Genomic DNA, 26,087 nt, shown 5'->3' with positions numbered 1-26,087 from the left:
AGGGGACGGGGGCGCTGGGGCGGTCGTTCGTACGATCATCCCCAGCGCCCCGCCCCTGACGTCAGCCCGCCGCGCCCAGCAGCGCCCGGCCGACCTGCGCGAACTGCCCCTTCGGGTGGTCCCGGAAGAGCGGCTCCGTGCCGAACAGCACCACCGGCGCGCCCACCGCCGACATACCGCTGACGACCGACGCGCGGCCCGCCGCGTCCGCCGGGCCGCCCGTGCCGTTGGCGAGCGCGCGCCAGTGGCCGGAGACCAGCGGATTGCCCGTGGCGTACGACTGGTCGACGCGTACGCCGGAGCCCAGGGCGGTGAACCAGCGCGGCGAGTACACAAAGGCGTGCGCCGGGGCGCCACCGGTGACCGGGCCGCCCGCGTTGACCACCCGCACCACCCCGTTGGCGTCACCGTTGCCCGCCACCGGCCTCGCCTCCAGCAGCCCGGCGGCCGTGTTGAACGCCGACCCCGCCGAACCGACGCCGACCACCCGGCCGCCCCCGGCCAGGAAGCCGCCCAGCGCCGAGCGCGCAGTCGCGTTCAGGGCGGTGTACGACAGCCCGGACGACACGTACAGCACATCGGCCGCCGCCCAGTCGAAGCCCGCGTTGAGGACCGCCGTCGACACCGGCGTCACCTCGAAGCCCATCCCGCGCAGCGCGAACTGCTCGCCGGGTGTGACGGCGGCGGCGACGCGCGTACGCCCCAGGGCCGCCGACCCCGGCTCGCTCGCGGCGCCGAAGGCGACCCCGTACCGGCTCGCGAGCACGGTCGCCAGCGGACGCGCCGACGCCGGTACGACCGCCGAGCCATCGGCCGCGCGCCGTATCGAAACACCCTCCGCGAGCAGCGAGTTGAGCGCCGTCAGCTCCTTCGCGTCGTCCAGCGCGAGCCGTAGCGCGCCCCGGCCCCCGGCCACGGAGCCGGTCGGCGCGGCGGCCACGACCGGCCGCCCGGCCACCGGCAGCCGCCCGTCCGCCCGCTGGACCTTGTCCACCCGCGCGCCCCACAGCAGCCCGAGGCTCCAGCCCGAGATGTCGTACATGGTCGAGACGTCCGCGCTGATGTCGCGGCCCTCGCCCAGAATCACATTGGCCAGACCGCGTTTCGGCTGACGCATGTCGACGACGTACGAACCGGCCGGGTACGCCTGCCCGCCCAGCCGGAAGCCGACGGTGGCCCGTACCACTCGTACATCATTGGCGATCAGATGATCCACCAGTCGCGCGGCGGCCGTCGCGGAGCGCTGACCGGCGCCCGCCGGAATCACGTACGCGCGCGGGAAGTCGGTGGTGTACACGTCCTCCGGACCGATGCCCGGCACCCCCGGCACGGTCTCCTCGGAGACCGGCCGCTGCGCCTCGCCGGCCGCGCCGCGCCGGAACACCTCGATCTGGTCGGCGAGCACCGAGGCGCGGTGGCCGAGGGTGTAGTCGAGCGTCGCGCGCATCACCGCGCCCGCGATATCGGTGTTGATGGCGGAGCGCCGGCGCAGCTCCTCGACCGGCAGGGAGTCGTACGAGGCGTTGTTGACGCGCATCGGGAACTCGACGGTGTGCGAGGCCACCGCGCCCTGGAAGGCCATGTACTGCGGCGTGAAGATGGGCGGCCAGTCGTCCCAGCCCTCCTGCTGGTCCCGGAAGGGGATGACGGGCGGCTGGACGCCGTCCTTCGCGGGCGTGTAGCCGAGGTCGTTGACCGCCTTCTCCATGCCGAGGGCGTTGGCGTAGGTGTTCTTGAGGAAGAGGTCGTACTCGTAGTTCTCGCCGTGCGGCGGGGTCGTCGGCTCGATGAGGGTGCCGTTGACGTACCCGTGCAGATCGAGCATCACGGCGGGCTGCTTGTCGACGGCTATCTGCCGCATGGCGCGGACCTCGGGCTGGGACGCGGTGATGAAGTCCCGGTTGAGGTCGAAGCCGTTGGCGTTGGCGCGGGTGCCGGCGATACGGCCGTCGGGGTTGGCGGTGACATTGAGATAGATGCGGTTCTTCGCGAGCAGCCCGGCGGTCTTCGCGTCCTTCGCCTTGGCGAGTTCCTCGATGAGCGCGAGGGCGGCGTCGGTGCCCTCCCACTCGTTGCCGTGGATGTTGTTGTTGATGAAGACCGGGGTCTTGTAGGACGACGTGATCCGCCGGTCCTTGGCCGCGACGGCGGGCGAGTCGCCGATCAGCTCACGCATCCGGTCCTGCTCGCGGGCCTGCCGGGCGCTCTCGGGCGCGGTCACGGTGACGAGATACAGCTCGTGCCCGCCCGCCGACCGGCCCGCGACCTCGACGCTGACGCGATCGCCCAGCTTCTGGAGGGCGTTGAGCCTGGGCGCGAGCGAGTGGTACGGGGCGAGGCCGAGCTTGATCGACTTGTCGGCCGGATTCTCGGGCGGCGCGCTCAGGACCGTACGGCGCGGATAGCCACCGTCCTTGCGGAGCGCGGGCGCGGCGCTGGTACCGGTACTGGCACCGGCATCGGCACCGGCGGGCTTGGCCGCCGGAAGCGCGGCGGCGGTGCTGGTGCCGGCGTCCGGGCCGCCGCGCTCCCGTACCGGGTGCGGTTGCTGACGCGCGGCTGCGCCGGGGTCGGGCGCGGCGACGGCGGTCGGGAGCGGGACGAGCAGCAGGGCACCGGCGGTGACGGCGGCGGCGGTGGTGGTGAGCAGGGCGGGTCTGGAGATACGGCGGGGTGTGCGGCTGGGTATGCCCATAGGTCTGGTTCCTCCGACTGTAGAGGGAAGCGATCGACGATGATCGGTGGCGCTGATCGTCAGGCAGGGTCTACCCGTTGTGTTCCGGAACGACCACCTCCGTATGACGGGGAGGGGTCGGCCGCGTCCGTCCCGGACGGGACAGGGGCTGTCAGTGGGCGCCGGTACTCTGCTTGCCATGCGTCCCATGCGTGATCTCACGGCCGGATTCGGCTACTTGTTGAAGGGCCAGCGGTGGGCCGGCACCCACGGCCGCCGGTTCGGCTTCGGGCTGCTGCCCGGACTGATCACCCTGGTGCTGTACGCGGGTGCCCTCGTCGGCCTCGGCTTCGGCGCCGACAATCTGGTGGCGTGGTCGACCCCGTTCGCGGACGGCTGGTCCTCGCCCTGGCTGGGTCTCTTCCGGGGTTTCCTGACCGTGCTCGTCTTCGCGCTCGGCCTCTTCCTCGCGGTGATCACCTTCACGGCCGTCACCCTGCTGATCGGCTCGCCGTTCTACGACGTGCTGTCGGAGGACGTCGACCGCGAGGCGGGCGGCGAAGTCCCCCAGTCCGGCCTGTCGTTCTGGCACGACCTGTGGATATCCACCCGGGACAGCGTGCGCATTCTGGTCCGCGTGGCGCTGTACGGCGTACTGCTCTTCGCGCTCGGCTTCATCCCGGTCATCGGACAGACGGTCATCCCCGTCCTCGGCTTCTGCGTCTCCGGCTTCTTCCTGGCCGAGGAACTGACAGCGGTGGCGCTGGCCCGCCGCGAGATCCAGCTGAAGGAACGCCTCGTACTGCTCCGGGGCCGCCGCATGCTCGCCCTGGGCTTCGGCGTACCCCTGACGCTCGCCTTCCTCGTACCGTTCGTGGCGGTCTTCCTGATGCCGGGCGCGGTGGCGGGCGCGACGATGCTGGTGCGCGATCTGCTGTCCGAGGACGGGGACGAGGCCGTCGCGACGGGCGCGGGGGCTGCGGTCCCGCACCCGGTGGCGGATACGGCGCCGGTCTCGGCACCGGCTCCGTCTGCCGTGAGCCCGTCGGCCGCGCCGCTCATACCGGAACGGTAGGGCCGGCGGCCCGGCCCGGCCCGGTCCCCTCAGGACGCCTCGATCGCCACCTGGATGATGGTTCTCACCTGCGCGATGATGTCGGCCCGGTTCTGCTCGAAGACCGGGTCGGTCACCGTGCCCGTCCAGGGGCTGGTGTTCCCCGCTCCGAAGCGGAGTACCGGTGTGTGGATATGGCCGCCCGGGATGTCGAGGCCGAGGCGGTCGCGGAGCAGGGTGGCGCGGTAGGCGATTTCGTTGGAGAGGTAGTTTCCGCCGCCGCCGAGGCGGGCCTCGGAGCCGGGGGTCGGGCCGTTCGGGCGTACGACCGCTGTGGTGCCGCCCGCCGGGATCTCGGTCACCGAGGTGTTGTCGTAGACGGGGAAGGGGCCGGTGGCCGCCGCCGTGATCGCGCCGTACGGCAGGCTGGTCGTCGTCCACTGCGGCTGGGTCGCCGGGTCCCGCACCGGTACGGGGCCGGTGAACTCCGCGCCCTCGTTGTCGGGAAAGCCGCCGCGCCAGGCGCCGTTGAAGCGCTCCACGTCGATCCGGCCCACCCGGCCCTGGCTGACCGTGGCGAAGAGATCGGCCTGGGCCAGTGGGCGGCGCAGGGTCTGCTCGACCGTGCCGTCGGCGAAGTCCTGCCAGCGGACCGGGAAGACGGCCGCCTTGACCAGGGCCGGCCCCTCGGCGGTCCTGATGACCGTCCCGTCCAGGGCCAGCGCGGTCGCCCCCGACGGATTGCTGATCCGCACATCGGTGTCGAGGGTGAACGGGTCGAAGCCCGTCACCACGATCCGCTTGAGCTTCTTGGCGCTCTTCTTGGTGTTCTTCTTGTCGGCGAACGTCAGCGCGTCCTGGCCCCGCGACGACCGTTCCAGCTTCCCGAGCAGCCGCGTACGGGCCTCCTCGGAGAGCGTGAACTCGGGCTGCCACTGCCGCAGTTCCAAGATCATCCCGAGCCGCGCCCAGTACAGCGGACGGTCGTCGTTACGGTTCAGATCGCCCCCGTCGGGGCCCCGGCCCTGGGCGCGGTCCACCGCGCGCTTCCACAACGCGGTGCCGTGCCGCTCGACGGTCCGCGCGGCGGCGGCCGGTGTACGGGCGTCGCGCAGCGCCCCCTCGAACGCGGGCGCCACCGCGTCGAAGCCCGAGCGCCGCAGGATCTCCTGGGGCACGTCCTGGGCGAGGCGCTGTATCTCGACCACGGGGAACGCGGTGAGCCGCACCGTCCGGTCCTCCACCGACGCCGAAGACTCCGCCGCCGCTGCCGGTGCGGGCGACGCGGTGAAGGTGAGCGCGGTGGCGATGAGGAGCGCCGGGCCGAGCCGCCGCGGCCGTACCCGTAAAGTCCGTTCCCCTGCGCGTTCTTGGCTGTGACGTGTGTGCCGGGTGAGTCGCATGGTGATGGTGTTCCTTCCCTCGACTGGCGGAAGTACTACCCGCGTGATCGCGCCGCTAGCCATGGCACCGGCGCCACCGGCCATGGCGTACCGCCGAGGCCCCTCACCCCTCCCGGTCCGGCTCCCCCGTCCGCAGCAGCCCCACGAAGTCGCGGAAGACCGCCGGCATGTCCACCGACTCCGGGTCCAGCAGCCACTGGTACTGGAGCCCGTCCATCACCGCCGTCAGCAGCGGCGCCGCCCGCTCCGGGGTGAGGCCGCCCGGCAGCCGGTCGCCGAACTCCTCGCGCAGGACGCCGGCCATGTCGTCCCGTACCAGCGCGTAGCGGTGGGTGAAGAACTCCCGCGCCGGGTGGTCCTCCGTCACGCTCTCGCCCAGCAGCGCCGAGAACGTCTGCACCACCCCCGGGCGCATCGCGTTGTACTCCACCAGCGCCTCCAGCAGCTCCAGCCGCCAGCCCCGTCGCCCGCCGATCCGCGCGCCGCCCGTGTCCCACTGGTCGCGCTCCTCCAGGACGGCGATCAGCAGCGCCTCCTTGGCGGGGAAGTAGTGGAGCAGCCCCTGCTGGGTGAGGCCGACGCGCTCGGCCACCGCGCTCAGTGTGGCGCCCCGGTAGCCGCGCTCCGCGATGACCTCGAAGGCGGCGCGGAGGATCTCCGCGCGCCGTTCCTCGCTCCTGGCACGCCCCATCGGCCGTTTCCTCTCGTTCGCTGGCTCGTTGAAGATTACGAATGGATAAAGAACCCTACCGGTGCACAGATATGAGGATCAGTATGTAACCGCTCACCTCACCGACGAGGAGGTACGGACGTGGCCGCACCCATCACCCGGGCCGATCGCACCACCCAGACCGACCGGGCGCGCGAGACCGCCGTCGACGCGGCGCTCGGCAAGCTCGAACTGGCGGACAAGGCGCGGCTGCTGGCCGGGCAGGACATGTGGTCGCTGCCGGCGTTTCCGGGGATCGGGCTCGGTTCGCTGGTGATGTCGGACGGTCCGGTCGGGGTCCGGGGGGTGCGCTGGACGGCGGATGATCCCTCCGTCGCGCTGCCGTCGCCGACCGCGCTGGCGGCGAGCTGGGATCCGGGGCTGGCGCGGCGGGCGGGGCGGCTGCTGGCGCAGGAGGCGCGCCGCAAGGGTGTGCATGTGCTGCTGGCTCCGACGGTGAATCTGCACCGGTCGCCGCTGGGCGGGCGGCACTTCGAGGCGTACAGCGAGGACCCGTACCTCACCGGCGAGATCGGCACGGGATATGTGCTGGGGGTCCAGGACGGCGGCGTCGGCACGACCGTCAAGCACTTCGTCGCCAACGACGCCGAGACCGACCGCTTCACCGTCGACAACATCGTCGCCCCCCGCCCCCTGCGCGAGCTGTACCTCGCCCCCTTCGAAGCCATCGTCAAGAACGCCCACCCCTGGGGCATCATGGCCGCCTACAACCAGGTCAACGGCTCCACGATGTCCGAACACCGCTACCTCCAGAACGAGGTGCTGCGCGGCGAATGGGGCTTCGACGGCGCGAACGTCTCCGACTGGCTCGCCGCCCGCTCCACCGCCCCCTCGCTCCTCGGCGGCCTCGACATCGCGATGCCCGGGCCGCGCACGGTGTACGGCGAGGCGCTGGTCGAAGCCGTACGGGCCGGGGAGGTGCCCGAGCGGACCGTGGACGAGGCCGTGCGGCGCGTCCTGCTGCTCGCCGCCCGGGTCGGCATCCTCGACGGGGCCCCCGCCGCCGTCCCCGCCGCCGGGCTCCCGGCCCCGATCGACGGCGACGCGCTCGCCCGCGAGATCGCCCGCCGCTCCTTCGTCCTCGTCCGCAACGAGAACGGCACCCTGCCGCTCGCCCCCGGCGCCACCGTCGCCCTGATCGGCGCCGCCGCGCGCCAGGCCCGGATCCTCGGCGGCGGCGCGGCCACCGTCTTCCCCGGCCATGTCGTCTCCCCGCTCGACGGCCTCGCCGCCGCCCTCCCGCCCGGCGCCCTGACGTACGCGCTCGGCGCCGATCCCAGCGACGAACTGGCGGGCGCCGACGAGGGGTTCGCGCTGACGGCCGTCTGCCGCGACGCCTCGGGACGGATCCTCGGCACCTCGTCCGTCCCCGGCGGCCGGCTCCAGTGGGCCGGGACCGACCTGCCCGACGGCGTCACCCACGAGACCCTCCACACCATCGAGCTGACCGGCACCTTCACCCCGCGCGAGAGCGGCGAGCACACCTTCGGCACCCAGGGCCTCGGCGGCTTCGCGCTCACCGTCGCCGGCGAGCGGCTCTTCGAGGGCGCGGAGGGCTTTCACGAGGCGTCCGACCCGTTCGAGGCGTTCTTCGGCACACCGGTCGAGCGCGCCCGTGCGGAGCTGACCGAGGGCAAGCAGATCGACATCTCGCTCCTGTACACCGTCGAGCGGATCCCGGACGCCCCGATCGACGCCGTCGCCGTCTCCCTGCTCCACCTCGGCCCGCGCCACGACCCCGACGAGCTGATAGCCGAGGCCGCCGAGGCCGCTCGTACGGCCGCCACCGCCGTCGTCGTGGTCGCCACGACGGAGCGCGTCGAGTCCGAGGGCTTCGACCGTACGAGCCTGCGCCTCCCCGGCCGTCAGGACGATCTCGTACGGGCCGTCGCCGCCGCCAACCCGAACACGGTGGTGGTCGTCAACACCGGCTCCCCGGTGGAGCTGCCCTGGCGCGAGGAGGTCGCGGCGGTGCTGCTCGGCTGGTTCCCGGGCCAGGAGGGCGGCGCGGCGCTCGCCGATGTGCTGCTCGGCGCGGCCGAGCCCGGCGGCCGGCTGCCCACCACCTGGCCGGCCGTCCTGGCCGACGCCCCGGTCTCCGAGGTCACCCCGACGGACGACGAACTCCACTACACCGAGGGCGTGTTCATCGGATACCGGGCCTGGGAGCGGTCGGGCGCCGTCCCCGCGTACCCCTTCGGCCACGGCCTCGGCTACACCACCTGGGAGTACGAGACGCTCACGGCCACCCCCGAGGAGGCGACGGTACGGCTGCGCAACACCGGCGCCCGCACGGGCCGCGAGACCGTGCAGATCTATCTGTCCGCCGTCAACGACCCCGTCGAACGGCCGGCCCGCTGGCTCGCCGGCTTCGCCCAGGCCGAGGCGGACCCGGGGGAGAGCGTCGAGGTGCGCGTACCGCTGCGGCGGCGCGCCTTCGAGATCTGGGACGAGAGCGCCGGGGAGGGCGGGACCGCCGGCGGCTGGACGCTCGTCCCCGGCGCGTACGAGGTCCAGGCGGGCCGCTCCGTGGCCGACCGCCCGCTGACCCGCACGGTGGAAGCCGGCTGACACGACCGGCCCCTTACGTACGGCCCCGAGGCGGACCTGACTCCGCACCGGGGCCGTATGCCGCACCACGTCTCGCGCGCCGTGCGGTACGTACCGCTGCCGTACGTACCAGGTGCCGTGCCGTACGGGCCGCGTGCCGTTCAGCGTGCCGCGAAGCCGTAGACCGTCGTGGAGCGGAACTCCTCGCCCGGCCGCAGCACGGTGCTGGGAAAGCCGGGCCGGTTGGGGGAGTCCGGGAAGTGCTGGGTCTCCAGCGCGATGCCCGCCCCCGGGCCGAACGGCTCCCCGTCGAAGTGGTCGCCCGTGTAGAGCTGGAGCCCCGGCTCCGTGGTCGTGACCGTCAGCACGCGCCCCGACACCGGGTCGTACAGCTCGGCGGCGGCCTCCCCCTCGGCCACCTCGTCCAGGACGAAGTTGTGGTCGTAACCGAGTCCCACCACCCGCCGCTCGCGGAAGTCGAAGCGCGTGCCGCCGACCGGCGCCCGCTCCCCGGTCGGCAGGGCCGCCGCGTCGACCGGGGTGATGTGCCCGGCCGCGATCCTCAACTCGTGCGCGGTCGCCGGGCCGTTGGCCACACCGCCGTCCGCGTCCCGGACCCCGCCCAGATTCCAGTAGGTGTGGTTGGTGAGGTTGATATGGGTCGGGGCGTCCGTCACGGCCCGGTAGTCGATCCGCAGCGCGCCGTCCGCCTCCAGCGCGTACGTCGCCGACAGCTCCACCCGGCCCGGGAACCCCTCCTCGCCGTCCGGGCTGACCAGCGACAGCCGCACCCCGTGGGCACCCTCCGCCACCGCGTCCCACACCCGCCGGTCGAAGCCGCCCCCGCCGCCGTGCAGCGTGTTGGGGCCCTCGTTGGCCGTCAGCCGGTGCGCCACCCCGTCCAGCGTGAAGGCGGCGCCCGCGATCCGGTTCGCGTACCGGCCGATCAGCGCGCCCACGTACGGGCCACGGGCGGCGGGATAGTCCCCGGCGTCCGCGAAACCGAGCGCCACCTGCCCGGGGACACCGTCCCGGTCGGGGATCTCGACCGACTGCACGACCCCGCCGTACGTCAGCAGCCGTACCCGGGTACCGGCCCGCTCCAGGGTCCAGCGGTGGACGGGCGTACCCTCGGCGGTGGCGCCAACGCGCTCCGTGTTCATGACAGTCACGATCAAGAACCTTACGCCGGAGGCCGGGCCGCCGTGACATTGCGGTAGGCGATGTCCGCCAGCTCGCCCTGCCCGTCCTTGCTGGGGTGGAACCAGTCCCAGTGGCTCAGCTGCTTGCCGGTGAACCGGTAGTCGAAGACCGCTCCGCCGTCGTACCGGCAGCGCGCGTCCTTCGCGCACACCTCCGCCAGCACCCCGTTGTACGCCACGACCCGGTCGTACACCGTCGCGCGCCGCTGCCGCGCCTCCGCGCTCATGTCCTGCGCGTCCCCGAGCATCGAGGCGCACAGCCCCAGCTTCCAGATCTGCCGGCCCAGCGGATTGCCGCGCCCGGTCGACCAGAGCCGCTTGAGGTCCGGCACGCTCGCCACGTACACCTGCGCCTTGGGCGCCGCCGCGCGCAACGTCCGCACGGCGGACTCGAAGGACGTACGGAAGGAGGCGACCGACGTCATCTGCTCGGGGGTGTCGCGGCAGGCGTCGTTCGCGCCCGCCATGACCGTGACCAGCTCGGGCTTCTCCTGGGCCGCCCGCTCCATCTGCTCGGGGAGATCGGCCATCCGGGAGCCGGTCACCGCGTGGTTCCAGCTCTTCTCCGCCGCCGCGGGCGCGCCGAGGAGCCGGTACGCGAGGCTGCGCACCCCGTCGTCCGTACCGGTCGCCCAGGAGACCTCCGGGCAGTCCGCGAGCACCGCGCAGGCGTCGAAGCCGCGGGTGATGGAGTCGCCGACGGCGGCCACCGAGGCGGGACTCCGGTTCCAGACGGGCGCGGCCGGAACCCGCTTCACCTCAGGACCGGGCGGCGCCGAGCCGCCGGAGCCGCAGCCGGCCAGCACTCCGGTGAGCGCGAGGGTGAGCGCGGCGGCGCCGGCACGCAGAGCGGCCCCGCGCGGAGGCGTCCCGGGTGGTCGTGGTGTCGGCATCCTGACTCCCTCCTCCGGGCCGCACGGACGGCCCGTCCGGTCCTCTCGGGCATCCGGCGGCGCCCTGCCGAGTGAAAGCTTCGCGGATATCCGCCCCCGGACCGACCGTACGTCACCGTAGGCCCCCCACCGCACGATAGCTTTTCCCACGTCCGCACCAGAGACACCCGATCTTCGGCTCCGGTAAATTACCTCACGTCACTTACTGTCCCTTTTGCGGAGTTTCACTCCCGATGCTGTTTACTGAGGCGCTGGGAAAGGCGAACCTCGTCCCACACTGGAGGTCCCGGTGACGACACGTGGAGTTCTGTACGTGCACTCCGCACCGCGCGCGATGTGCCCGCACGTCGAATGGGCGGTGGCGGGCGTGCTGGGCCTGCGGGTCCAGCTCGACTGGATCCGGCAGCCGGCCTCGCCCGGCACCTTGAGAGCCGAGGTCTCCTGGAAGGGCCGGGCCGGCACCGCCTCCCAGCTGGCCTCCGCCCTGCGCGGCTGGCAGATGCTGCGCTTCGAGGTGACCGCCGAACCGTGCGCGACCGCCGAGGGCGAGCGCTACAGCGCCACCCCCGACCTGGGCATCTTCCATGCCGTCACCGGTATGCACGGCGACATCCTGATCCCGGAGGACCGGCTGCGCGCCGCCCTCGCCCGCTCCCAGCGGGGCGAGACCCAGCTGGAGGCGGAGGTCGCCAAGCTGCTCGGCAAGCCGTGGGACGACGAACTGGAGCCGTTCCGGTACGCGGGCGAGGGCGCGCCGGTGCGGTGGCTGCACCAGGTGGTGTAGCGGCGGGCGGCTTACGGTGCCCGCGCCGGTGCCACGTCCTACGCTGGTGATCATGACTGATCTAGGGCGTGTTGCGAAAGTAGCGCCGTCCGCCCGAAGGGCGGGGCCCACGGCGTCTGGTGCGTGCGATCGCAAGGCGGAGGGTCGCCCCAGTACTGGACGTACTGGGGTGAGCCCGACAACGCCGCGAGCGTGCGTGCCAGGCGCCGTGGGCCAGGCGGGACTTTCGCAACACGCCCTAGCAGCGATGACGGACCGCCCGGTCGTGGCGGTCCTCGGCACCGGCATCATGGGCGCGGCGATGGCCCGTAACCTCTGCCGCGCCGGACACCGCGTCCGCGTCTGGAACCGCAGCCCGGCCAAGGCCGAGCCGCTGGCCGCCGAGGGCGCCACGGTCGCCGCGACGCCCGCGGAGGCGGTGCGCGGCGCCGAGGTGATCCTCACGATGCTGTACGACGGCCCGGCCGCGCTGGAGGCCATGACGGCCGCCGCGCCGGGGCTGCGCCGCGGGGCGGTCTGGCTCCAGTCGACGACCACGGGCGCCGAGGCGATCGCCCCGCTGGCCGAACTGGCGCACCGGGAGGGCCTGGCCTTCGTCGACGCGCCCGTCCTCGGCACCCGGGCCCCGGCCGAGAGCGGACAGCTCCTGATCCTCGCCGCGGGCCCGGCGGAGGTCCGCGCGCCGCTCGCCTCCGTACTCGACGCGGTCGGCTCCCGTACGGTCTGGCTGTCCGACGACGGCACGACGGGCGCGGCGAGCCGGCTGAAGCTCGTCTGCAACAGCTGGGTGCTGGCCCTCACCAACGGCGCCGCCGAGGCCCTCGCGCTGGCCAAGGGCCTGGATGTGGACCCCCGTCACTTCCTGGCGGCGGTCGCGGGCGGCCCGCTCGACTGCGGCTATCTCCAGGCCAAGTCCACGGCGATCCTGGACGGCGACTACACCCCGAGCTTCACCGTCACCACCGCCGCGAAGGACGCCCACCTGATCGCCTCGGCGGGCGCGGCGGCCGGTGTCCGCCTCGATCTCGCCGCCGCGGGCGCGGAGCGCTTCCGGCGGGCGGCTGCGCAGGGCCACGGCGAACAGGACATGGTGGCGACGTACTTCGCGAGCTTCGACGAGGACCGGACCGGCGCCTGACGCCCTCATACCGAAAAGCACCCGCACGGAAAGTGCCCGGCTGGGGAATTCCCCGGCCGGGCACTTCAGTTCGAGCGGATCGTCGGACTGTCCGTCAGACCGTACGCAGCGCCAGCACCACGTTGTGGCCGCCGAAGCCGAACGAGTTGTTGATCGCCGCGATCGTGCCGCTGGGCAGCGGCCGGGGCTCGCCGCGCACGACGTCCGCGTCGACCTCGGCGTCGAGCTGGTCGATGTTGATCGTCGGGGGCGCCACCCGGTGGTACAGCGCGAGAGCCGTCGCGACGGTCTCGATACCGCCCGCGCCGCCCAGCAGATGACCGGTCATCGACTTCGTCGCGGAGATCGCGACATGGTCCAGCTCGTCGCCCAGGACCCGGCGCAGCGCCTTGATCTCGGCGACATCGCCCTGCGGGGTGGACGTCGCGTGCGCGTTGAGGTGCATGACCTCGGAGGGCTTGAGGTCCGACGAGTCCAGCAGGTTCTGCATGGCCTTCGCGATACCCCGGCCCGTCGGCTCGGGCTGCGCGATGTGGTGCGCGTCGGACGACAGGCCCTGGCCCAGGACCTCGCAGTAGACGCGCGCGCCGCGCTTCGCCGCGTGCTCGGCGGACTCCAGGACGACCACGCCCGAGCCCTCACCCATGACAAAGCCGTCACGGCCCGTGTCGTACGGGCGGGACGCCTCGGTGGGGTGCTCGTTGTTCTTGGACATCGCCATCATGTTGGCGAACGCCGCCATGGGCAGCGGGTGGATGGCCGCTTCCGTACCCCCGGCGACGACGACATCGGCGCGGCCGGTACGGATCATCTCCACGGCGTAGCCGACGGCCTCGGCGCCCGACGCGCAGGCGGAGACCGGGGTGTGCACGCCCGCCCGGGCGCCCACCTCCAGGCTCACGTTGGCCGAGGGACTGTTCGGCATCAGCATCGGCACGGTGTGCGGGGAGACCCGGCGCTCGCCGCGCTCCTTGAGCACGTCGTACTGGTCGAGCAGGGTGGTGACACCGCCGATACCGGAGGCGATCACCGTCCCGAGCCGGTCGGGATCGACCGAGGCGTCCTCGCCGGCGCGCGCGGTGAAGCCCGCGTCGGCCCATGCCTCACGGGCCGCGATCAGCGCGAACTGCGCCGAGCGGTCCAGCTTGCGCGCGAGCGGACGGGGCAGGACATCGCCCGGGTCGACGGCGGCGGTGGCGGCGATACGGACCGGCAGGTTCGCGAAACGCTCGCCCTCCAGGGGGCGTACCCCGGAGCGGCCCGCGAGCAGACCTTCCCAGGTCGAGGCGCTGTCGCCACCCAGCGGTGTGGTTGCGCCGATACCGGTGACGACCACGGTGCGATTGGTCGGGCTCACTGGAATTCTTTCTCCACGTGTAGAGGGTGCTGAATTTTACGGCGCCACCACCGGGTGGCGTCAGCCGCGGTGTCGGGTCAGGACTGGTGCTTCGCGATGTAGTCGGCGGCGTCGCCGACCGTCTTCAGGTTCTTGACGTCGTCGTCCGGGATCTTGACGTCGAAGCGCTCTTCGGCGGCGACGACGACCTCGACCATGGACAGCGAGTCGACGTCCAGGTCGTCGGTGAAGGACTTGTCCAGCTGGACGTCCTCCGCCGGGATGCCGGCGATCTCGTTCACGATCTCGCCGAGACCGGCGACGATCTCTTCCTGGGTGAAGGCCATGATGGCGCTCCTTTGTTAATCGCAGAGGATGAAACGGGAACAGCGGGTGAAACGGGAACAGCGGCGGTAACGCCCCGGATCCGGCGAGGGATCCGGTGTGGTGTGCCTAGGGGAGGGTAACGACCATCGCGGCGTAGACGAGACCCGCCCCGAAGCCGATGACGAGCGCGGTGTCACCGCTCTTCGCCTGGCCGGTCGCCAGGAGCCGCTCCATCGCGAGCGGGATCGAGGCTGCCGAGGTGTTGCCGGTGGTCTCGATGTCACGCGCGACCGTGACGCTCTCCGGCAGCTTCAGAGTCTTCACCATCGAGTCGATGATCCGCATATTGGCCTGGTGCGGAATGAAGACGTCCAGTTCCTCCGGGGTGATTCCGGCCGCGTCCAGCGCCTGCTGGGCGACCTTCGCCATCTCGAAGACGGCCCAGCGGAAGACCGCCTGGCCCTCCTGGGTGATGGCCGGAAACTTCTCCGGCCTGCCCTCACGGTAGTCGTCCCAGGGAACGGTCTGCTTGATCGTGTCCGACTTGTCGCCCTCGGAGCCCCAGATCGCGGGACCGATCATCGGCTCCTTCGCCGGTCCGACGATCACGGCGCCCGCACCGTCACCGAACAGGAAGGCCGTCGCGCGGTCCTCCAGATCGGTCAGGTCGGAGAGCCGCTCCACGCCGATGACCAGCACATACTCCGCCGAGCCATCCACGATCATGCCCTTGGCCAGGGTCAGACCGTAACCGAATCCGGCGCAGCCCGCGGAGATGTCGAACGCGGCGGGCTTCCCCGCCCCGATCCGGTCCGCGATCTCCGTGGCGACGGCCGGGGTCTGCTTGAAGTGCGAGACGGTGCAGACGATCACGCCACCGATCTGCCCGGGGGTGATCCCCGCGTCGGCGATCGCCTTGCCGGCCGCCTCGATGGACATCGCCGCGACCGTCTCCTCCGGGGAGGCCCAGTGGCGGCTGGCGATACCGGAGCGTGAGCGGATCCACTCGTCGGACGAATCGATCGTTTCGAGGATCACTTCGTTCGGCACGACCCGGGTCGGGCGGTAGCCGCCCACCCCCATGATCCGCGCGTACGGGGCGCCCTGGCTGGGCTTGATCTTCGACATGCTCTCGGGCTCCTATTCAGCCGTGGAGGAGTGTTCGGCGATCAGCGCACGAGCGGCGTCGAGGTCGTCGGGGGTCTTCAGTGCCAGCGTCCGCACCCCGGGCAGGGCGCGCTTGGCGATACCGGTCAGGGTGCCACCGGGGCACAGCTCCAGCAGCGCCGTCACGCCCCGTGCCTGGAACGTCTCCATGCACAGGTCCCAGCGCACCGGGTTCGCGACCTGCCCGACCAGCCGCTCCACCACACCGGCGCCGGTGGCGACGGCCTCGCCGTCACGGTTCGACACATACGGTACGAGCGGATCCGCCGGCGTCAGCGACCCGGCGGCGGCTTCCAGGGCGGCGACCGCGGGCGCCATATGGCTCGTGTGGAACGCCCCGGCGACCTTCAGCGCGACCACGCGCCGTACGCCCTCCGGCTTGTCCTCCGCCAGCGCCGCCAGCTGCTCCAGGGTGCCCGCGGCCACGATCTGCCCGGCGCCGTTCACATTGGCCGGGGTCAGACCGAGCTTCTCCAGATGCGCGAGCGTGGTCTCCGGGTCGCCGCCGAGCAGCGCCGACATCCCGGTCTCCGTGACGGCGGCGGCCTCGGCCATCGCCAGCCCGCGCGCCCGCACGAGCCGCAGGGCCGCGTCGTCGTCCAGCACCCCGGCGAGCGCCGCCGCGGCCAGCTCGCCGACGCTGTGGCCCGCCGCCGCGCCCACGTTCCGTACGACATCGTCGGTCGCCGGGAAGAGCTGACGCGCCGACAGCAGCGCGGCGGCCACCAGCAGCGGCTGGGCGACCGCGGTGTCCCGGATCTCGTCCGCGTCGGCCTTCGTGCCGTAGTGGACCAGATCCAGATCGATGACGGCCGACCACGCGCGCAGCCGGTCTTCGGCGCCGGGCAGATCGAGCCAGGGAGTCAGGAAGCCGGGCGTCTGAGCGCCTTGGCCGGGAGCGACGAGTACGAGCACTCTCACACTCTCTCTTGCGGACGGTCCTCACCGCCCGTGGGGACAGGAACGAAGAACCGTGAGGGTAATTGTTGGAGTACGACAAAAGTCTAGGACCGGGGATCCCCGTCGGCCAAGCGCCCCAGGATCAGCGCGATCCGCAGCGTGAACGCCGACCTGACGTCGGACGGTGACCATCCGGTGACGTCAGTCACACGTCGTAGCCGGTAGCGGACGGTATTGGGATGGACGAAGAGCATTCGCGCCGCGCCCTCCAGACTGCTGGCCTGCTCCAGATACACGCTCAGCGTCTCCAGCAGCGCCGACCCCGCCTCCTCCAGCGGTCTGTAGATCTCCTCCACCAACTGCTCGCGCGCCGCCGGATCGGAGGCGATCGCGCGCTCCGGCAGCAGATCGTCCGCCAGCACCGGCCGGGGCGCGTCCTGCCAGGCGAAACACGCCTTCAGCCCGGCCGCCGCCGCCTGCGCCGACTTCGTCGCCGCCAGCAGGTCCGGCACCACCGGACCCGCCACCACGGCGCCCGCCGCGTACGGGCCGATCAGCGCCTTGGCGACCTGGAGCGGATTGTCGCTGCCCCCGGCGATCACGACCAGCCGGTTGCCCAGCACCCCGGTCAGGACCTGCACCTTCGCATGCCGGGAGGCCCGGCGGATCGCCTCCACCGTCAGCTCGCTGTCACCGTCCGGCGCGGTCCCGAGCACCACACAGACATGGTCGGGCGAGTTCCAGCCGAGCGCCGCCGCCCGCGAGATCGTGCCCTCGTCGGCCTCCCCCGACAGCACGGCGTTCACCACGAGCGACTCCAGCCGGGCGTCCCACGCCCCGCGCGCCTCGGCGGCCTGCGCGTACACCTGGGCCGTCGCGAAGGCGATCTCCCGCGCGTAGACGAGCAGCGCCTCGCGCAGCACCGACTCGTCGCCCGGCGCGGCGATCTCGTGGACCGCCGCCTCCATGACCTCGATCGAGGTCCGTACCATCTCCACGGTCTGGCGCAGCGTGATCGCCCGCGTCAGCTCGCGCGGCGCCGTGCCGAACACATCGGTCGAGATGGCCTGCGGGGTTTCCGGATGCCGGAACCACTCGGTGAACGCGGCGATCCCCGCCTGGGCGACCAGCCCGATCCACGAACGGTTCTCCGGCGGCATCGCCCGGTACCAGGGCAGCGTCGCGTCCATGCGCGCGATGGCGTCCGCGGCGAGCCGTCCCGAGGACCGTTCCAGCCGCCGCAGTGTCGCGGGGTGCGGATGGACCGGAGGGGCGGGTGGCTGAGGCGGTTCGTTCGAGGGTTCTGGCACGGGACAAGACTGCCTCATCCCGACGGGCGGGCGGAGGCCCGGGGGCGCTGGTGCGGCGGTGCTTCCCGTACGGTACGCGGGCGGGTCTCGTACGGTACGCGGGTGATTCTCGTGACGCGCGCGGCCGACCGCTACCCCGGAGGCAACCCTGCCGAGGGCATCGAGTCCCGGCACGCCTTCTCCTTCGGGCGGTTCTACGACCCGGACAACCTGCGCTTCGGCGCGCTCCTGGCCTGCAACGAGGAGCGGCTCGCGGCGGGCGCGGGCTTCGCCGAACACCCGCACAGCAACACCGAGATCGTCACCTGGGTCGTCGAGGGCGAGCTGACCCACCGCGACTCGGCCGGGCACGCCACGGTCGTCCGCGCGGGCGACGTCCAGCGGCTCGGCTCGGCGAGCGGCGTACGGCATGTGGAGCGCAACGACGGCCCGCACCCGCTGGTCTTCGTACAGATGTGGCTCGCCCCCCGGGAGCCGGGCGGCGAGCCCGCGTACGAGATCGTCCGCGCCCTCCCCGACACCACGCCGTACGCCCTCCCGGCGGCGGGCGCGCTGCTCCACGTACGGCGGCCGGCGGCGGGCGAGCGCGTGGCGGCGCCGGCCGCGCCGTTCGTGTACGCGCATGTGGTGCGCGGCGCGGTACGTATCGAAGGGGGCGCCGGGTCCACCGGCGGCCCGCTCGGGCCCGGCGACTCGGCGCGCGTCACCGGCGGGGAACGGCCGGAATTCGTCGCCGAGGCGGCGTCCGAGGTGCTGCTCTGGGCGATGGAGGGCTGACCGCCGCTACTCCTGAGCGCCCGCCAGCTCCGCCAGCACCGCGTCCGTGAACGGCGGCCACGCCTCGACGGCCCACGGCCCGAACGGTCGGTCCGCCAGCGCCACACACGCCGCGCCCGCCGCCGGGTCGACCCACAGGAACGTACCGGACTGGCCGAAGTGCCCGAAGGTGTGCGGCGAGGAGGCGGCGCCCGTCCAGTGCGGGGACTTGGCGTCGCGGATCTCGAAGCCGAGGCCCCAGTCGTTGTTCTTCTGGAACCCGTAGCCCGGCAGCACCCCGGAGAGCCCCGGGTGCACGACCGTCATCGCCGCCAGCACCGTACGGGGATCGAGCAGCCGGGGCGTCTGGAGTTCGGCGGCGAACCGGACCAGGTCGTCGACCGTCGACACCCCGTCCTTCGCGGGCGAACCGCCCTCGGCCAGCGTGGTCGAGCCCATCCCCAGCGGCTCGAACACCGCCTCGCGCAGATAGTCGGCGAACGGGATCCCGGTGGCCTTGGCGACATGCTCGCCGAGCACCTCGAACCCGGCGTTCGAGTAGAGCCGCCGGGTCCCGGGCGCGCCCGCCGTCCGGTGCTCGTCGAAGGCCAGCCCGCTGGTGTGCGCGAGCAGATGCCGTACGGTCGCGCCCTCGGGACCGGCCGGCTCGTCCAGCTCGACGGCCCCCTCCTCGTACGCGACGAGCACGGCGTACGCGGTGAGCGGCTTGGTCACCGAGGCCAGCGGAAACCGCCGCGAGGTGGGGCCGTACGCCCCGGCCACCTTGCCGTCCGCGCGGACGACAGCGGCAGCGGCGGCCGGCACGGGCCAGTTCTCGATCATCGCCAGGCTCTGCATGAGGATGAGCCTACTGGCCGCCACCGGCCGGTACGCCCGGCCCTCCGCGGGCGCCCTTTCCGCTTGCTTGGAGTGCACTCGAAGCATCTAGCGTGGACCCCATGACGCTGACCGAGATCAGTCCCGCCCCCGCGGACCGCGTTCAGTCCTGCTCCCTCGCGCCGACCCGGCACCCCCGCCCCGACGGCGCCGACCGTTACTCGATCAGCGAGGTCGCCGCCCTCACCGGCCTCACCGCGCACACCCTGCGCTGGTACGAGCGCATCGGGCTGATGCCGCACGTCGACCGCTCGCACACCGGCCAGCGCCGCTTCCGCAACGCGGATCTCGACTGGCTCGATTTCGTCACCAAGCTGAGACTGACGGGGATGCCGGTCGCGGACATGGTCCGTTACGCGGAGCTGGTCCGGGAGGGCCAGCAGACGTTCGAGGAGCGGCGGGAGCTGCTGGCGCGGACCCGGCGCGACGTACTGCACCGGATGGCCGAGCTGCGCGAGACCGTCGCCGTGCTCGACCACAAGATCAGTTTCTACGCGGACGCCGGCCACCCGGCGGAGAGGGCCTGAACGACCATGAACCTCACGAGCGACATGAGCGGTACGAGCGACCGGATCCCGGCCGTCCGCCTCGGCACCGGCGGCCCCGAGGTCGGTGCCCAGGGCATCGGCTGCATGGGCATGAGCGCCTGGTACGGCCCCACCGACGCCGACGAGGCGCGCGCCACCCTGGAGCGCGCGCTGGAGCTGGGCGTCACGCTGTACGACACGGCGGACGTGTACGGCGACGGGGAGAACGAGAAGTTCATCGCGCCGTTCGTCCGGGCACACCGCGACGAGGTCGTCGTCGCGACCAAGTTCTCGCTGGGCGTCGACGCGGCCGACCCCGCCAAGCGCGTCATCCGCAACGACCGCCCGTACATCCGCCAGTGCGTCGAGGCCAGCCTCGCCCGCCTCGGCGTGAACGAGATCGACCTCTACTACATGCACCGGCGCGATGTCCGCGTCCCCATCGAGGACACCGTCGGCGCGATGGCCGAGCTGGTGGCCGAGGGCAAGGTCAAGCACCTGGGCCTCAGCGAGGTCACCGGCGGTGAACTGCGCGCCGCACAGGGCGTACACCCGATCGCGGCCGTGCAGTCCGAGTGGTCGCTTTTCAGCCGCGACATCGAGGCCGGTGTCGTGCCGGCCGCCGCCGCGCTCGGCGTCGCGCTCGTGCCGTACTCCCCGCTCGGCCGCGGCTTTCTGACCGGCGCGTTCGTCCACGCCGACCAGGAGCTGAGCGCGGACGACTTCCGCCGTCAGCAGCCCCGCTTCACCGGCGGCAACGCCGCCGCGAACGCCGCGCTGCTCGATCCCGTACGGAAGATCGCGGAGGGCCGGAACGCCACGCTCGGCCAGGTCGCGCTGGCGTGGGTGCAGCAGCGGGCGGGGGTGCACGGGCTGACCGTCGTACCGATCCCGGGGACGCGCAGGCGCTCCCGCGTCGAGGAGAACGCGGCGGCGACACGGCTCATCCTCACCGAGAGCGAGCTGGAGCTGCTGGAGCCGATCGCGGGACAGGTGGCCGGTGGCCGGTACGCCGATATGACGTTCACCTCGGCGGGCCGTGAGTAGCGGGCCGGGGGCGCTCGGCGGTCATCGCACGTCCCGCACATCCCCCTCCGCGATCGCGGCGAACGCGCGCAGCGAGTCGGTACCGGGGACGAAGTAGCCGGTGTGGCCCTCCGCGTGGTCGGCGGGCACCCGGCGCGCGCCGAAGTCCGCGCCGGTCGGGTCAGGGCCGTGGCCCAGCCCGGCGAACTCCACGTTCGGGACCTTGGAGATCCAGTCGGAGGAGTCCTTGGCGGCCCAGACCCGCGCGCTCGTCCGCAGCGCGCGCACACTGCCCGCGCGCATCCCGGGGGACCCGAACACCACGATGTCCGAGGCGTTCACCTCGTGGGCGGCCAGCCCGCACACCACCGAGCCGTAGCTGTGGCAGAACAGCGCGGGCTTCGGCGCCCCCACCGCCGCGAGCCCGCGCGTGAAGCGGACCAGCCGCGCGGCCCCCGCCGAGGCGAGATCGCCGCCGGCCGCGTCGATCCCCACCCCGACCGGCGTCGTGTAGCCGGTCCAGGCGATCACGGCGGTACGGTCCCCGGTCGCGGCCCGCAGCGCGCCGGCCATCCCGGCGGGGGTGCCGTAAGGATTCTCCGTACGGTCGAAGGAGGCCGCGTCGGTGTCGGAGCCGGGCACGATCACCGACACCGCGCGGGCGCCGGGCAGCTCCCCGTACACCTCGGCGACCTGCCCGCGCCCCCGGGGATCGAAGGCGAGGATCCGGCGGCCGGGCTCCGCGAGCCGGTCGTAGCGGGGGTTGTGCTCGGCGCGTACGGCACGGGCGTTGGCGGCGTACCGGACGGTGACGGGCACGCCGTCGAGATTGCCGACGACGAGCGGGTGCCGCCGTACCAGGGAATCCGTCTGACGCTCCGTCAGCCCGGCGAAGAAGGCGGCCACGGCGTCCGGCGAGGCGGTGGCGGGGTCGGGCAGGGCCCGGCCCAGCGAGGTATCGGCGCGCCAGGCGGCCGTCCCGGGCGGCGGCCCGGTCACCGCCTCCTGCGAAGTGCCCGACGCCCAGCCCGCGGTCCCGCCGACCACGACCGTCGCCAGCGCGGCGGCGACCAGAGTCCTTCCGTAGCGGCGCATTTCCGTCTCCCTCGTCTCGCCCTGTCCGACGGCGAGAAACCTAGGAAGACGGCATACGGCGGGTCGTCACCCCGCGGAGCCAACCGCGACGTCATACCGGAGAGCCAGAGGGGTGACGTGCGGGGGTTACACGGGTGCGTCCCCGGGGGTGACCAGCCCGGACTCGTACGCGAAGATCACCACTTGCGCGCGGTCGCGCAGCCCGAGCTTGGCCAGGACACGGCCGATATGGGTCTTCACGGTCTGCTCCGCGACCACGAGCCGGTCGGCGATCTCCTGGTTGGACAGGCCCCGCGCGATCAGTTCGAGCACCTCGGTCTCCCGGGGCGTCAGCCCGCGCAGCCGCTGCGAGCGCTCCCGGCGCGGGGCGGGCCGCTGCTGGGCGAAGTCCGCGATCAGCCGCCGCGTCACGGACGGCGCGAGCAGCGCCTCACCGCCCGCCACGATCCGTACCGCCGCGATCAGATCCGCCGGGGGCGCGTCCTTGAGCAGAAACCCGGAGGCACCGGCGCGCAGCGCCTCGTACACATAGTCGTCGACGTCGAACGTCGTCAGCATCAGCACCTTCGGGAGGTGCGTCACCCCCGGCGGCGGACTCAGCAGCTCACGGGCCGCGGCCAGCCCGTCCATCTCCGGCATCCGTACATCCATCAGCACCACGTCCGGATGGACGGAGCGGCTGACCTCCACCCCCCGCCGCCCGTCCGGGGCCTCACCGACCACATCGATATCGGCCTGCGCCGACAGCAGCGCGGCGAACCCCGCGCGCACCATGGCCTGGTCGTCGACGATGATCACGCGGATGGTCAAGGAGCGTCCTTCGTGGTGGCGGACTCGGCCAGCGGCTCGGTCAGGGGGAGCCGCGCGGCGACCCGGAAGCCGCCGTCGGGCAGCGGCCCGGTGTCCAGCGTGCCGCCCGTCAACCGTACGCGCTCCCGCATTCCCACCAGCCCGTGCCCGGTCCCCGCGGTCTCCACCAGCGAACTGCGCCCGGCGGCGGGCCCGTTCACGATCAGCACGGTCAGCAGGCCGTCCCGCGCGAACACCGACACCGTGGTCCGCGCGCCCGCCGCGTGCCGCACCACATTGGCCAGCGCCTCCTGCACGATGCGGTACGCCGACAGATCCACGGCCGGCGGTACGGGACCCAGCCCGGCCTGCATCGACAGCTCGGCCGGCACCCCGGCCCGTACCGTCGCCTCCACCAGCTGCTGCACCCGGTCGAGCCCCGGCTGCGGAGCCCGCTCCCCGTCGGCGCCGTCGCTGCGGAGTACGGCGAGCAGCCGCCGCATCTCCGTCAGCGACTCCCGCGCGCTCGCCGCGATCGTGGCGAACTCCTCCCGGGCCCCGGGCGGCAGCCCCTCGATCCGGTACGGCGCCGAGTCCGCCTGCACGGTGATCACCGACATATGGTGCGCCACGACATCGTGCAGCTCCCGCGCGATCCGGGTGCGCTCCTCCAGCAGCGTCCGCCGCGCCCGCTCGCCCTCGCTGATGGTCTCCTGCTCGGCCAGCGCGCGCTGCGCCTCACCGCGTTCGCGTAGGGCCGCGGCGACGACGAGGAACGCCGCGCTGAGCACGGTCATCAGCACCTGCGTACCGCTGCTGCTGCCACCCAGCCCCCTGCCGGGCTCCGAGACGACCTCGAAGAACGCCCCGGCCGAGCCGGTGACGAGCCACACGGCGAGCAGCGTACGGCGCGGTTCGCGCAGCCCCAGGCAGATCATCAGCACCAGGTAGCCGACGATGACCGTCGGCGTCCACGGCCAGGGCCGCTCCGCGACCCCCTCCGCGCTCCGCAGCAGAAGGCCGCCGCCGACATCGGCGGCGAAGACGATCCACCACGCCTGGAGCGGCCGCGTCACGGCGAGCACCAGCGGCGCGGTCTGCGCGATCGCCAGCACCCCCGCCCACCCGCCACCGAGCCGGTACTCCTCGGTGAGCGTCGTCACGGTGACAGGCAGCAGCACCACGACGAACACCAACGTCACGGCATACGGCGCACGCCGCTGCCACCGCTTGCCCGCACGCGCGAACAGCGGCTCGACGGACGCGGACGGCGTCCGCAGCGCATCACCGAGAAGCCGCAACACGGCGAGGGCCTTGGGGAGGGGCCGGGGGGTGGCGGGGGAAGGATCCATGGCCAGGCCAGCGTAAGCAGCGGCCCCGGCGAACGCGTCATACCGGGGACCGGCACGGGCGGTCATACCCAGGTATGAGCCTCCCGGCGGTGCGCCTCCCGGCGAGGGGCCGTGGTCCGTCTTGGGCTGAGCCCGGTGGACACGTGCGGGTTGTCGCCGGGGTCCCCTCCGGTGGCACATGCCCGGACTGCACGGGGCCGCCTCCCGGCGAGGGGCCGTGGTCCGGACGTCTTGGGCGGGGCTCGGCGGGGAATCTGCGGGTTGTCGCCGGGGTCCCCTCCGGTGGCACGCGCCCGGACTGCACGATTTACGCCGCGTGCGGCCCGGTGGAGAACCGCGGGTTTCGCTCAGCGGCACAAATCGCGCTTTACGTCCGGACACGCACCCCCTGCGGTGCCCCCTTCCCCGCCCGTCACGGACCCACCGGGCCCGGCCCGGGGAGTTCGTGGCCCGGCCGACCACCTACCGGAGGGGGCCGGGGTCGCAGGAGGTGACGTCCCCGGATGTAGAGCGTGATTTGTGCCGCTGAACGGTCCGCAGTCAAAGAACCGGCCCGCGCGGCGGCGTAAATCATGCATCCGGGGATGCGCCTCCGGAGTGCCCCGGCCCCCGGCACCAGGACAACCGGCCCGCACCCCGAACCGGCCCGCACTACGGCCCCCTAGCCGGGAGGCGGACGGCACTCCGTGCCGCCATCCGCGCAGCTCACCGCCGCATACGCCGCCACGCCGATGTCCGCGAAGTTGTCGAGGCTCTCCGTGCCGGGTTTGAAGTAGCCGGTGTGGCCGACCGCGTCGTGCGCCGCGACGACACGGGCGCCGAAGTCCTTCGTCACCGGGTCCGCGCCATGGCCGAGGCCGCCGACCGCGAGGTACGGCACGTCCTGGATCCAGTCGTCCCCGTCGCGCATCGCCCAGATGTGCGCCCGGGTGTGGAGCTGGGCGGCGTTGCCGACGCGCATGCCGGGGCTGCCGGCGACGGCCACGTCGGTGACCCGGGCGGGCAGCGCGTGGGCGGCGACGCCGCAGACGACGGAGCCGTAGCTGTGGCAGAAGAGGGAGACGCGGGAGGTGCCGGGGAGGGCGGCGGTGAGCGCGGTGAGCCGGACCGCGCCGTTCTCGGCGAGTTTGCCGATGGCCGCGTCCATGCCGAGCCCGGCGGGCGAGGTGTAGTCGGCCCAGGCGATGACGGCCGTACGGACGGTGGGCGCGGCGGAGCGCTCGGCGGCGTACAGCGACTCGGCCATGCCGGCCGGTGCGGTGTACCAGTTGCTGGACTTCTCGAAGGTGAGGAGGTTCGTGTCCACGCCGGGGACGACGATCGACACGCGCTGCGCGCGGTCGAGGTCGCCGAGCACCTCGGCGACGCGGCCGGTGCCGGACGGGTCGAAGGAGAGGATCTGGCGGTCGCCGCCCAGCAGGGAGTCGAAGCGGCGCATCCGGCGGTCGGCGAGCGCGCGCCCGTCGCTGGACAGACGGCTGTCGCGGGCCCGCCGCTCTTCGACGTGGCGCGCCTGCATGAGGGCGAGCCGGTTGGCGCGGTAGCGCAGGGTGGTCGGCGCGCCGTTGAGATTGCCGACGACGAGCGGGTACTTCGCGGCGAGCCGTGTCTGTTCGGCGGCGGTGAGCGAGGCGAAGAACGCGGCGAGGATCTTGGGCGGCGCGGTGGGGGAGGGCAGGTGCCGTGCGCCGGTGCGGCCCCGTTCCCACGCGCTGATGGCGACCTTCAGCGGTTCGCCGGGGTTGCGGTGACGGGCCACTGCTGTCCAGCCGGTCGTCGCCAGCATCACGAACACCACGGCGAGGGCCAGCAGGGCGCGCCATGCGCTGAGGGTGGGGGAGGAGTCGAAGGAATTCACTGCTTACCAGCCTAGGGCGACCGCGAGGGCCTTCGCGACGAGGGTGAGTGAGATCACCCGCCGGGGAGGATTGAACCGTGGGTAACTTCACCCAACGTGGCGGACGGGTGCACGGTGCTGTGTGCCGCACCCCGTTGGCCTGCGGGTTTACGGCCGGCGGTCGACGTATTCAAAACTCACCCGAATGGCCCTGGACAGGTGCTTGCGCGCGCGGCGGTCTGTCGTCGCGTCGCTGACGAAGCGGGCCGACTACACGGATCCGGCGGTCGGCAGGGTGCATATCTGAGGTCAACGTTCCGCTGACAGGGCGTCAACTCAC

22 protein-coding genes are annotated in these 26,087 nt (G+C 72.7%); 7 read left to right on the top strand and 15 right to left on the bottom strand.

Features of this window, described 5'->3' with window-relative positions; translation table 11 throughout:
• Positions 1 to 61 precede the first annotated feature (61 nt).
• Positions 62 to 2,695 carry a M14 family zinc carboxypeptidase gene (locus DVK44_RS08045; RefSeq protein ID WP_114659023.1) on the bottom strand — a complete coding sequence of 878 codons (2,634 nt, stop codon included), beginning with the start codon at positions 2,693 to 2,695 and terminating at the stop codon, positions 62 to 64.
• A gap of 187 nt (positions 2,696 to 2,882) precedes the next feature.
• Between DVK44_RS08045 and DVK44_RS08040 the strand changes: the two genes are divergently transcribed.
• Positions 2,883 to 3,749: an EI24 domain-containing protein gene (locus tag DVK44_RS08040; protein ID WP_114659022.1), complete on the top strand. Its 867-nt coding sequence runs from the start codon at positions 2,883 to 2,885 to the stop codon at positions 3,747 to 3,749.
• A 29-nt stretch (positions 3,750 to 3,778) separates the two neighbouring features.
• Here the strand turns inward: DVK44_RS08040 and DVK44_RS08035 are convergent, their stop codons facing one another.
• Both DVK44_RS08035 and DVK44_RS08030 read right to left on the bottom strand, forming a co-directional pair.
• Entirely contained in the window at positions 3,779 to 5,131 is a 1,353-nt protein-coding gene (locus tag DVK44_RS08035; protein WP_228447038.1) for a pyroglutamyl-peptidase I, read from the bottom strand.
• 103 nt (positions 5,132 to 5,234) lie between these two features.
• The gene (locus tag DVK44_RS08030; RefSeq protein ID WP_114659021.1) at positions 5,235 to 5,822 is read right to left on the bottom strand and encodes a TetR/AcrR family transcriptional regulator; all 588 of its coding nucleotides are present in this window, start codon (positions 5,820 to 5,822) and stop codon (positions 5,235 to 5,237) included.
• Positions 5,823 to 5,942: 120 nt separating this feature from the next.
• Here DVK44_RS08030 and DVK44_RS08025 point away from each other — a divergent pair, with 120 nt between their 5' ends.
• Positions 5,943 to 8,432 (top strand): beta-glucosidase, encoded by a 2,490-nt coding sequence (locus DVK44_RS08025; RefSeq protein ID WP_228447037.1) that lies wholly within the window; start codon positions 5,943 to 5,945, stop codon positions 8,430 to 8,432.
• 140 nt (positions 8,433 to 8,572) lie between these two features.
• Here DVK44_RS08025 and DVK44_RS08020 read toward each other — a convergent pair whose 3' ends face one another.
• Together DVK44_RS08020 and DVK44_RS08015 are read right to left on the bottom strand one after the other, a co-directional pair.
• Positions 8,573 to 9,574 (bottom strand): aldose epimerase family protein, encoded by a 1,002-nt coding sequence (locus DVK44_RS08020; RefSeq protein WP_114659020.1) that lies wholly within the window; start codon positions 9,572 to 9,574, stop codon positions 8,573 to 8,575.
• A 20-nt stretch (positions 9,575 to 9,594) separates the two neighbouring features.
• Positions 9,595 to 10,506, bottom strand: coding sequence for an SGNH/GDSL hydrolase family protein (locus tag DVK44_RS08015; protein WP_114659019.1), 912 nt, complete (start codon positions 10,504 to 10,506; stop codon positions 9,595 to 9,597).
• A 289-nt stretch (positions 10,507 to 10,795) separates the two neighbouring features.
• Between DVK44_RS08015 and DVK44_RS08010 the strand changes: the two genes are divergently transcribed.
• Both DVK44_RS08010 and DVK44_RS08000 read left to right on the top strand, forming a co-directional pair.
• Positions 10,796 to 11,290 carry a DUF3145 domain-containing protein gene (locus DVK44_RS08010; protein ID WP_114659018.1) on the top strand — a complete coding sequence of 165 codons (495 nt, stop codon included), beginning with the start codon at positions 10,796 to 10,798 and terminating at the stop codon, positions 11,288 to 11,290.
• A 247-nt stretch (positions 11,291 to 11,537) separates the two neighbouring features.
• The gene (locus tag DVK44_RS08000) at positions 11,538 to 12,428 is read left to right on the top strand and encodes an NAD(P)-dependent oxidoreductase (protein ID WP_114659017.1); all 891 of its coding nucleotides are present in this window, start codon (positions 11,538 to 11,540) and stop codon (positions 12,426 to 12,428) included.
• 94 nt (positions 12,429 to 12,522) lie between these two features.
• Here DVK44_RS08000 and fabF read toward each other — a convergent pair whose 3' ends face one another.
• The 5 genes from fabF to DVK44_RS07975 all read right to left on the bottom strand — a co-directional run bounded on the left by fabF (position 12,523) and on the right by DVK44_RS07975 (position 17,486).
• Entirely contained in the window at positions 12,523 to 13,785 is a 1,263-nt protein-coding gene (gene fabF, locus DVK44_RS07995; protein ID WP_114659016.1) for a beta-ketoacyl-ACP synthase II, read from the bottom strand.
• 77 nt (positions 13,786 to 13,862) lie between these two features.
• The gene (locus tag DVK44_RS07990; protein ID WP_114659015.1) at positions 13,863 to 14,111 is read right to left on the bottom strand and encodes an acyl carrier protein; all 249 of its coding nucleotides are present in this window, start codon (positions 14,109 to 14,111) and stop codon (positions 13,863 to 13,865) included.
• 106 nt (positions 14,112 to 14,217) lie between these two features.
• Positions 14,218 to 15,219 (bottom strand): ketoacyl-ACP synthase III, encoded by a 1,002-nt coding sequence (locus DVK44_RS07985; protein ID WP_114659014.1) that lies wholly within the window; start codon positions 15,217 to 15,219, stop codon positions 14,218 to 14,220.
• A gap of 12 nt (positions 15,220 to 15,231) precedes the next feature.
• Entirely contained in the window at positions 15,232 to 16,179 is a 948-nt protein-coding gene (locus DVK44_RS07980; RefSeq protein WP_114659013.1) for an ACP S-malonyltransferase, read from the bottom strand.
• 83 nt (positions 16,180 to 16,262) lie between these two features.
• Entirely contained in the window at positions 16,263 to 17,486 is a 1,224-nt protein-coding gene (locus DVK44_RS07975; RefSeq protein ID WP_181957425.1) for a PucR family transcriptional regulator, read from the bottom strand.
• A gap of 84 nt (positions 17,487 to 17,570) precedes the next feature.
• Between DVK44_RS07975 and DVK44_RS07970 the strand changes: the two genes are divergently transcribed.
• Positions 17,571 to 18,245, top strand: coding sequence for a pirin family protein (locus tag DVK44_RS07970; RefSeq protein WP_162793708.1), 675 nt, complete (start codon positions 17,571 to 17,573; stop codon positions 18,243 to 18,245).
• A 6-nt stretch (positions 18,246 to 18,251) separates the two neighbouring features.
• On the opposite strand, the gene DVK44_RS07965 is transcribed toward DVK44_RS07970, so the two are convergent.
• The gene (locus DVK44_RS07965; RefSeq protein ID WP_114664985.1) at positions 18,252 to 19,082 is read right to left on the bottom strand and encodes a serine hydrolase domain-containing protein; all 831 of its coding nucleotides are present in this window, start codon (positions 19,080 to 19,082) and stop codon (positions 18,252 to 18,254) included.
• A gap of 101 nt (positions 19,083 to 19,183) precedes the next feature.
• On the opposite strand from DVK44_RS07965, the gene DVK44_RS07960 reads away from it, so the two are divergent.
• Positions 19,184 to 19,648: a MerR family transcriptional regulator gene (locus tag DVK44_RS07960; RefSeq protein ID WP_114659011.1), complete on the top strand. Its 465-nt coding sequence runs from the start codon at positions 19,184 to 19,186 to the stop codon at positions 19,646 to 19,648.
• 6 nt (positions 19,649 to 19,654) lie between these two features.
• Positions 19,655 to 20,695 (top strand): aldo/keto reductase, encoded by a 1,041-nt coding sequence (locus DVK44_RS07955; RefSeq protein ID WP_228447036.1) that lies wholly within the window; start codon positions 19,655 to 19,657, stop codon positions 20,693 to 20,695.
• A 21-nt stretch (positions 20,696 to 20,716) separates the two neighbouring features.
• Here the strand turns inward: DVK44_RS07955 and DVK44_RS07950 are convergent, their stop codons facing one another.
• The 4 genes from DVK44_RS07950 to DVK44_RS07935 all read right to left on the bottom strand — a co-directional run bounded on the left by DVK44_RS07950 (position 20,717) and on the right by DVK44_RS07935 (position 25,768).
• Positions 20,717 to 21,769 carry an alpha/beta hydrolase gene (locus DVK44_RS07950; protein ID WP_114659010.1) on the bottom strand — a complete coding sequence of 351 codons (1,053 nt, stop codon included), beginning with the start codon at positions 21,767 to 21,769 and terminating at the stop codon, positions 20,717 to 20,719.
• Between the two features lie 126 nt (positions 21,770 to 21,895).
• Entirely contained in the window at positions 21,896 to 22,579 is a 684-nt protein-coding gene (locus tag DVK44_RS07945) for a response regulator (RefSeq protein ID WP_114659009.1), read from the bottom strand.
• The gene (locus DVK44_RS07940; RefSeq protein WP_114664983.1) at positions 22,576 to 23,910 is read right to left on the bottom strand and encodes a sensor histidine kinase; all 1,335 of its coding nucleotides are present in this window, start codon (positions 23,908 to 23,910) and stop codon (positions 22,576 to 22,578) included. Before DVK44_RS07940 ends, DVK44_RS07945 begins: the two co-directional genes overlap by 4 nt.
• 661 nt (positions 23,911 to 24,571) lie before the next feature.
• A complete protein-coding gene (locus DVK44_RS07935) occupies positions 24,572 to 25,768 on the bottom strand; it encodes an alpha/beta hydrolase (protein ID WP_114659008.1) in 1,197 nt (398 codons plus the stop codon).
• Positions 25,769 to 26,087: the final 319 nt, after the last annotated feature.

Source organism: Streptomyces paludis, assembly GCF_003344965.1.
Lineage (GTDB): Bacteria > Actinomycetota > Actinomycetes > Streptomycetales > Streptomycetaceae > Streptomyces > Streptomyces paludis.
This window is presented reverse-complemented; position numbering and strand designations above follow the sequence as displayed.

Coding starts and splice junctions, on each gene's coding strand:
- DVK44_RS07990 (WP_114659015.1), bottom strand. CDS start 14,111: ATGGCCTTCACCCAGGAAGAGATCGTCGCCGGTCTCGGCGAGATCGTG.
- DVK44_RS08040 (WP_114659022.1), top strand. CDS start 2,883: ATGCGTGATCTCACGGCCGGATTCGGCTACTTGTTGAAGGGCCAGCGG.
- DVK44_RS08000 (WP_114659017.1), top strand. CDS start 11,538: ATGACGGACCGCCCGGTCGTGGCGGTCCTCGGCACCGGCATCATGGGC.
- DVK44_RS07985 (WP_114659014.1), bottom strand. CDS start 15,219: ATGTCGAAGATCAAGCCCAGCCAGGGCGCCCCGTACGCGCGGATCATG.
- DVK44_RS07940 (WP_114664983.1), bottom strand. CDS start 23,910: ATGGATCCTTCCCCCGCCACCCCCCGGCCCCTCCCCAAGGCCCTCGCC.
- DVK44_RS08035 (WP_228447038.1), bottom strand. CDS start 5,131: ATGCGACTCACCCGGCACACACGTCACAGCCAAGAACGCGCAGGGGAA.
- DVK44_RS07950 (WP_114659010.1), bottom strand. CDS start 21,769: ATGCGCCGCTACGGAAGGACTCTGGTCGCCGCCGCGCTGGCGACGGTC.
- DVK44_RS08045 (WP_114659023.1), bottom strand. CDS start 2,695: ATGGGCATACCCAGCCGCACACCCCGCCGTATCTCCAGACCCGCCCTG.
- DVK44_RS07975 (WP_181957425.1), bottom strand. CDS start 17,486: ATGAGGCAGTCTTGTCCCGTGCCAGAACCCTCGAACGAACCGCCTCAG.
- DVK44_RS07965 (WP_114664985.1), bottom strand. CDS start 19,082: ATGCAGAGCCTGGCGATGATCGAGAACTGGCCCGTGCCGGCCGCCGCT.
- DVK44_RS08020 (WP_114659020.1), bottom strand. CDS start 9,574: ATGAACACGGAGCGCGTTGGCGCCACCGCCGAGGGTACGCCCGTCCAC.
- DVK44_RS07960 (WP_114659011.1), top strand. CDS start 19,184: ATGACGCTGACCGAGATCAGTCCCGCCCCCGCGGACCGCGTTCAGTCC.
- DVK44_RS07955 (WP_228447036.1), top strand. CDS start 19,655: ATGAACCTCACGAGCGACATGAGCGGTACGAGCGACCGGATCCCGGCC.
- DVK44_RS08030 (WP_114659021.1), bottom strand. CDS start 5,822: ATGGGGCGTGCCAGGAGCGAGGAACGGCGCGCGGAGATCCTCCGCGCC.
- DVK44_RS08015 (WP_114659019.1), bottom strand. CDS start 10,506: ATGCCGACACCACGACCACCCGGGACGCCTCCGCGCGGGGCCGCTCTG.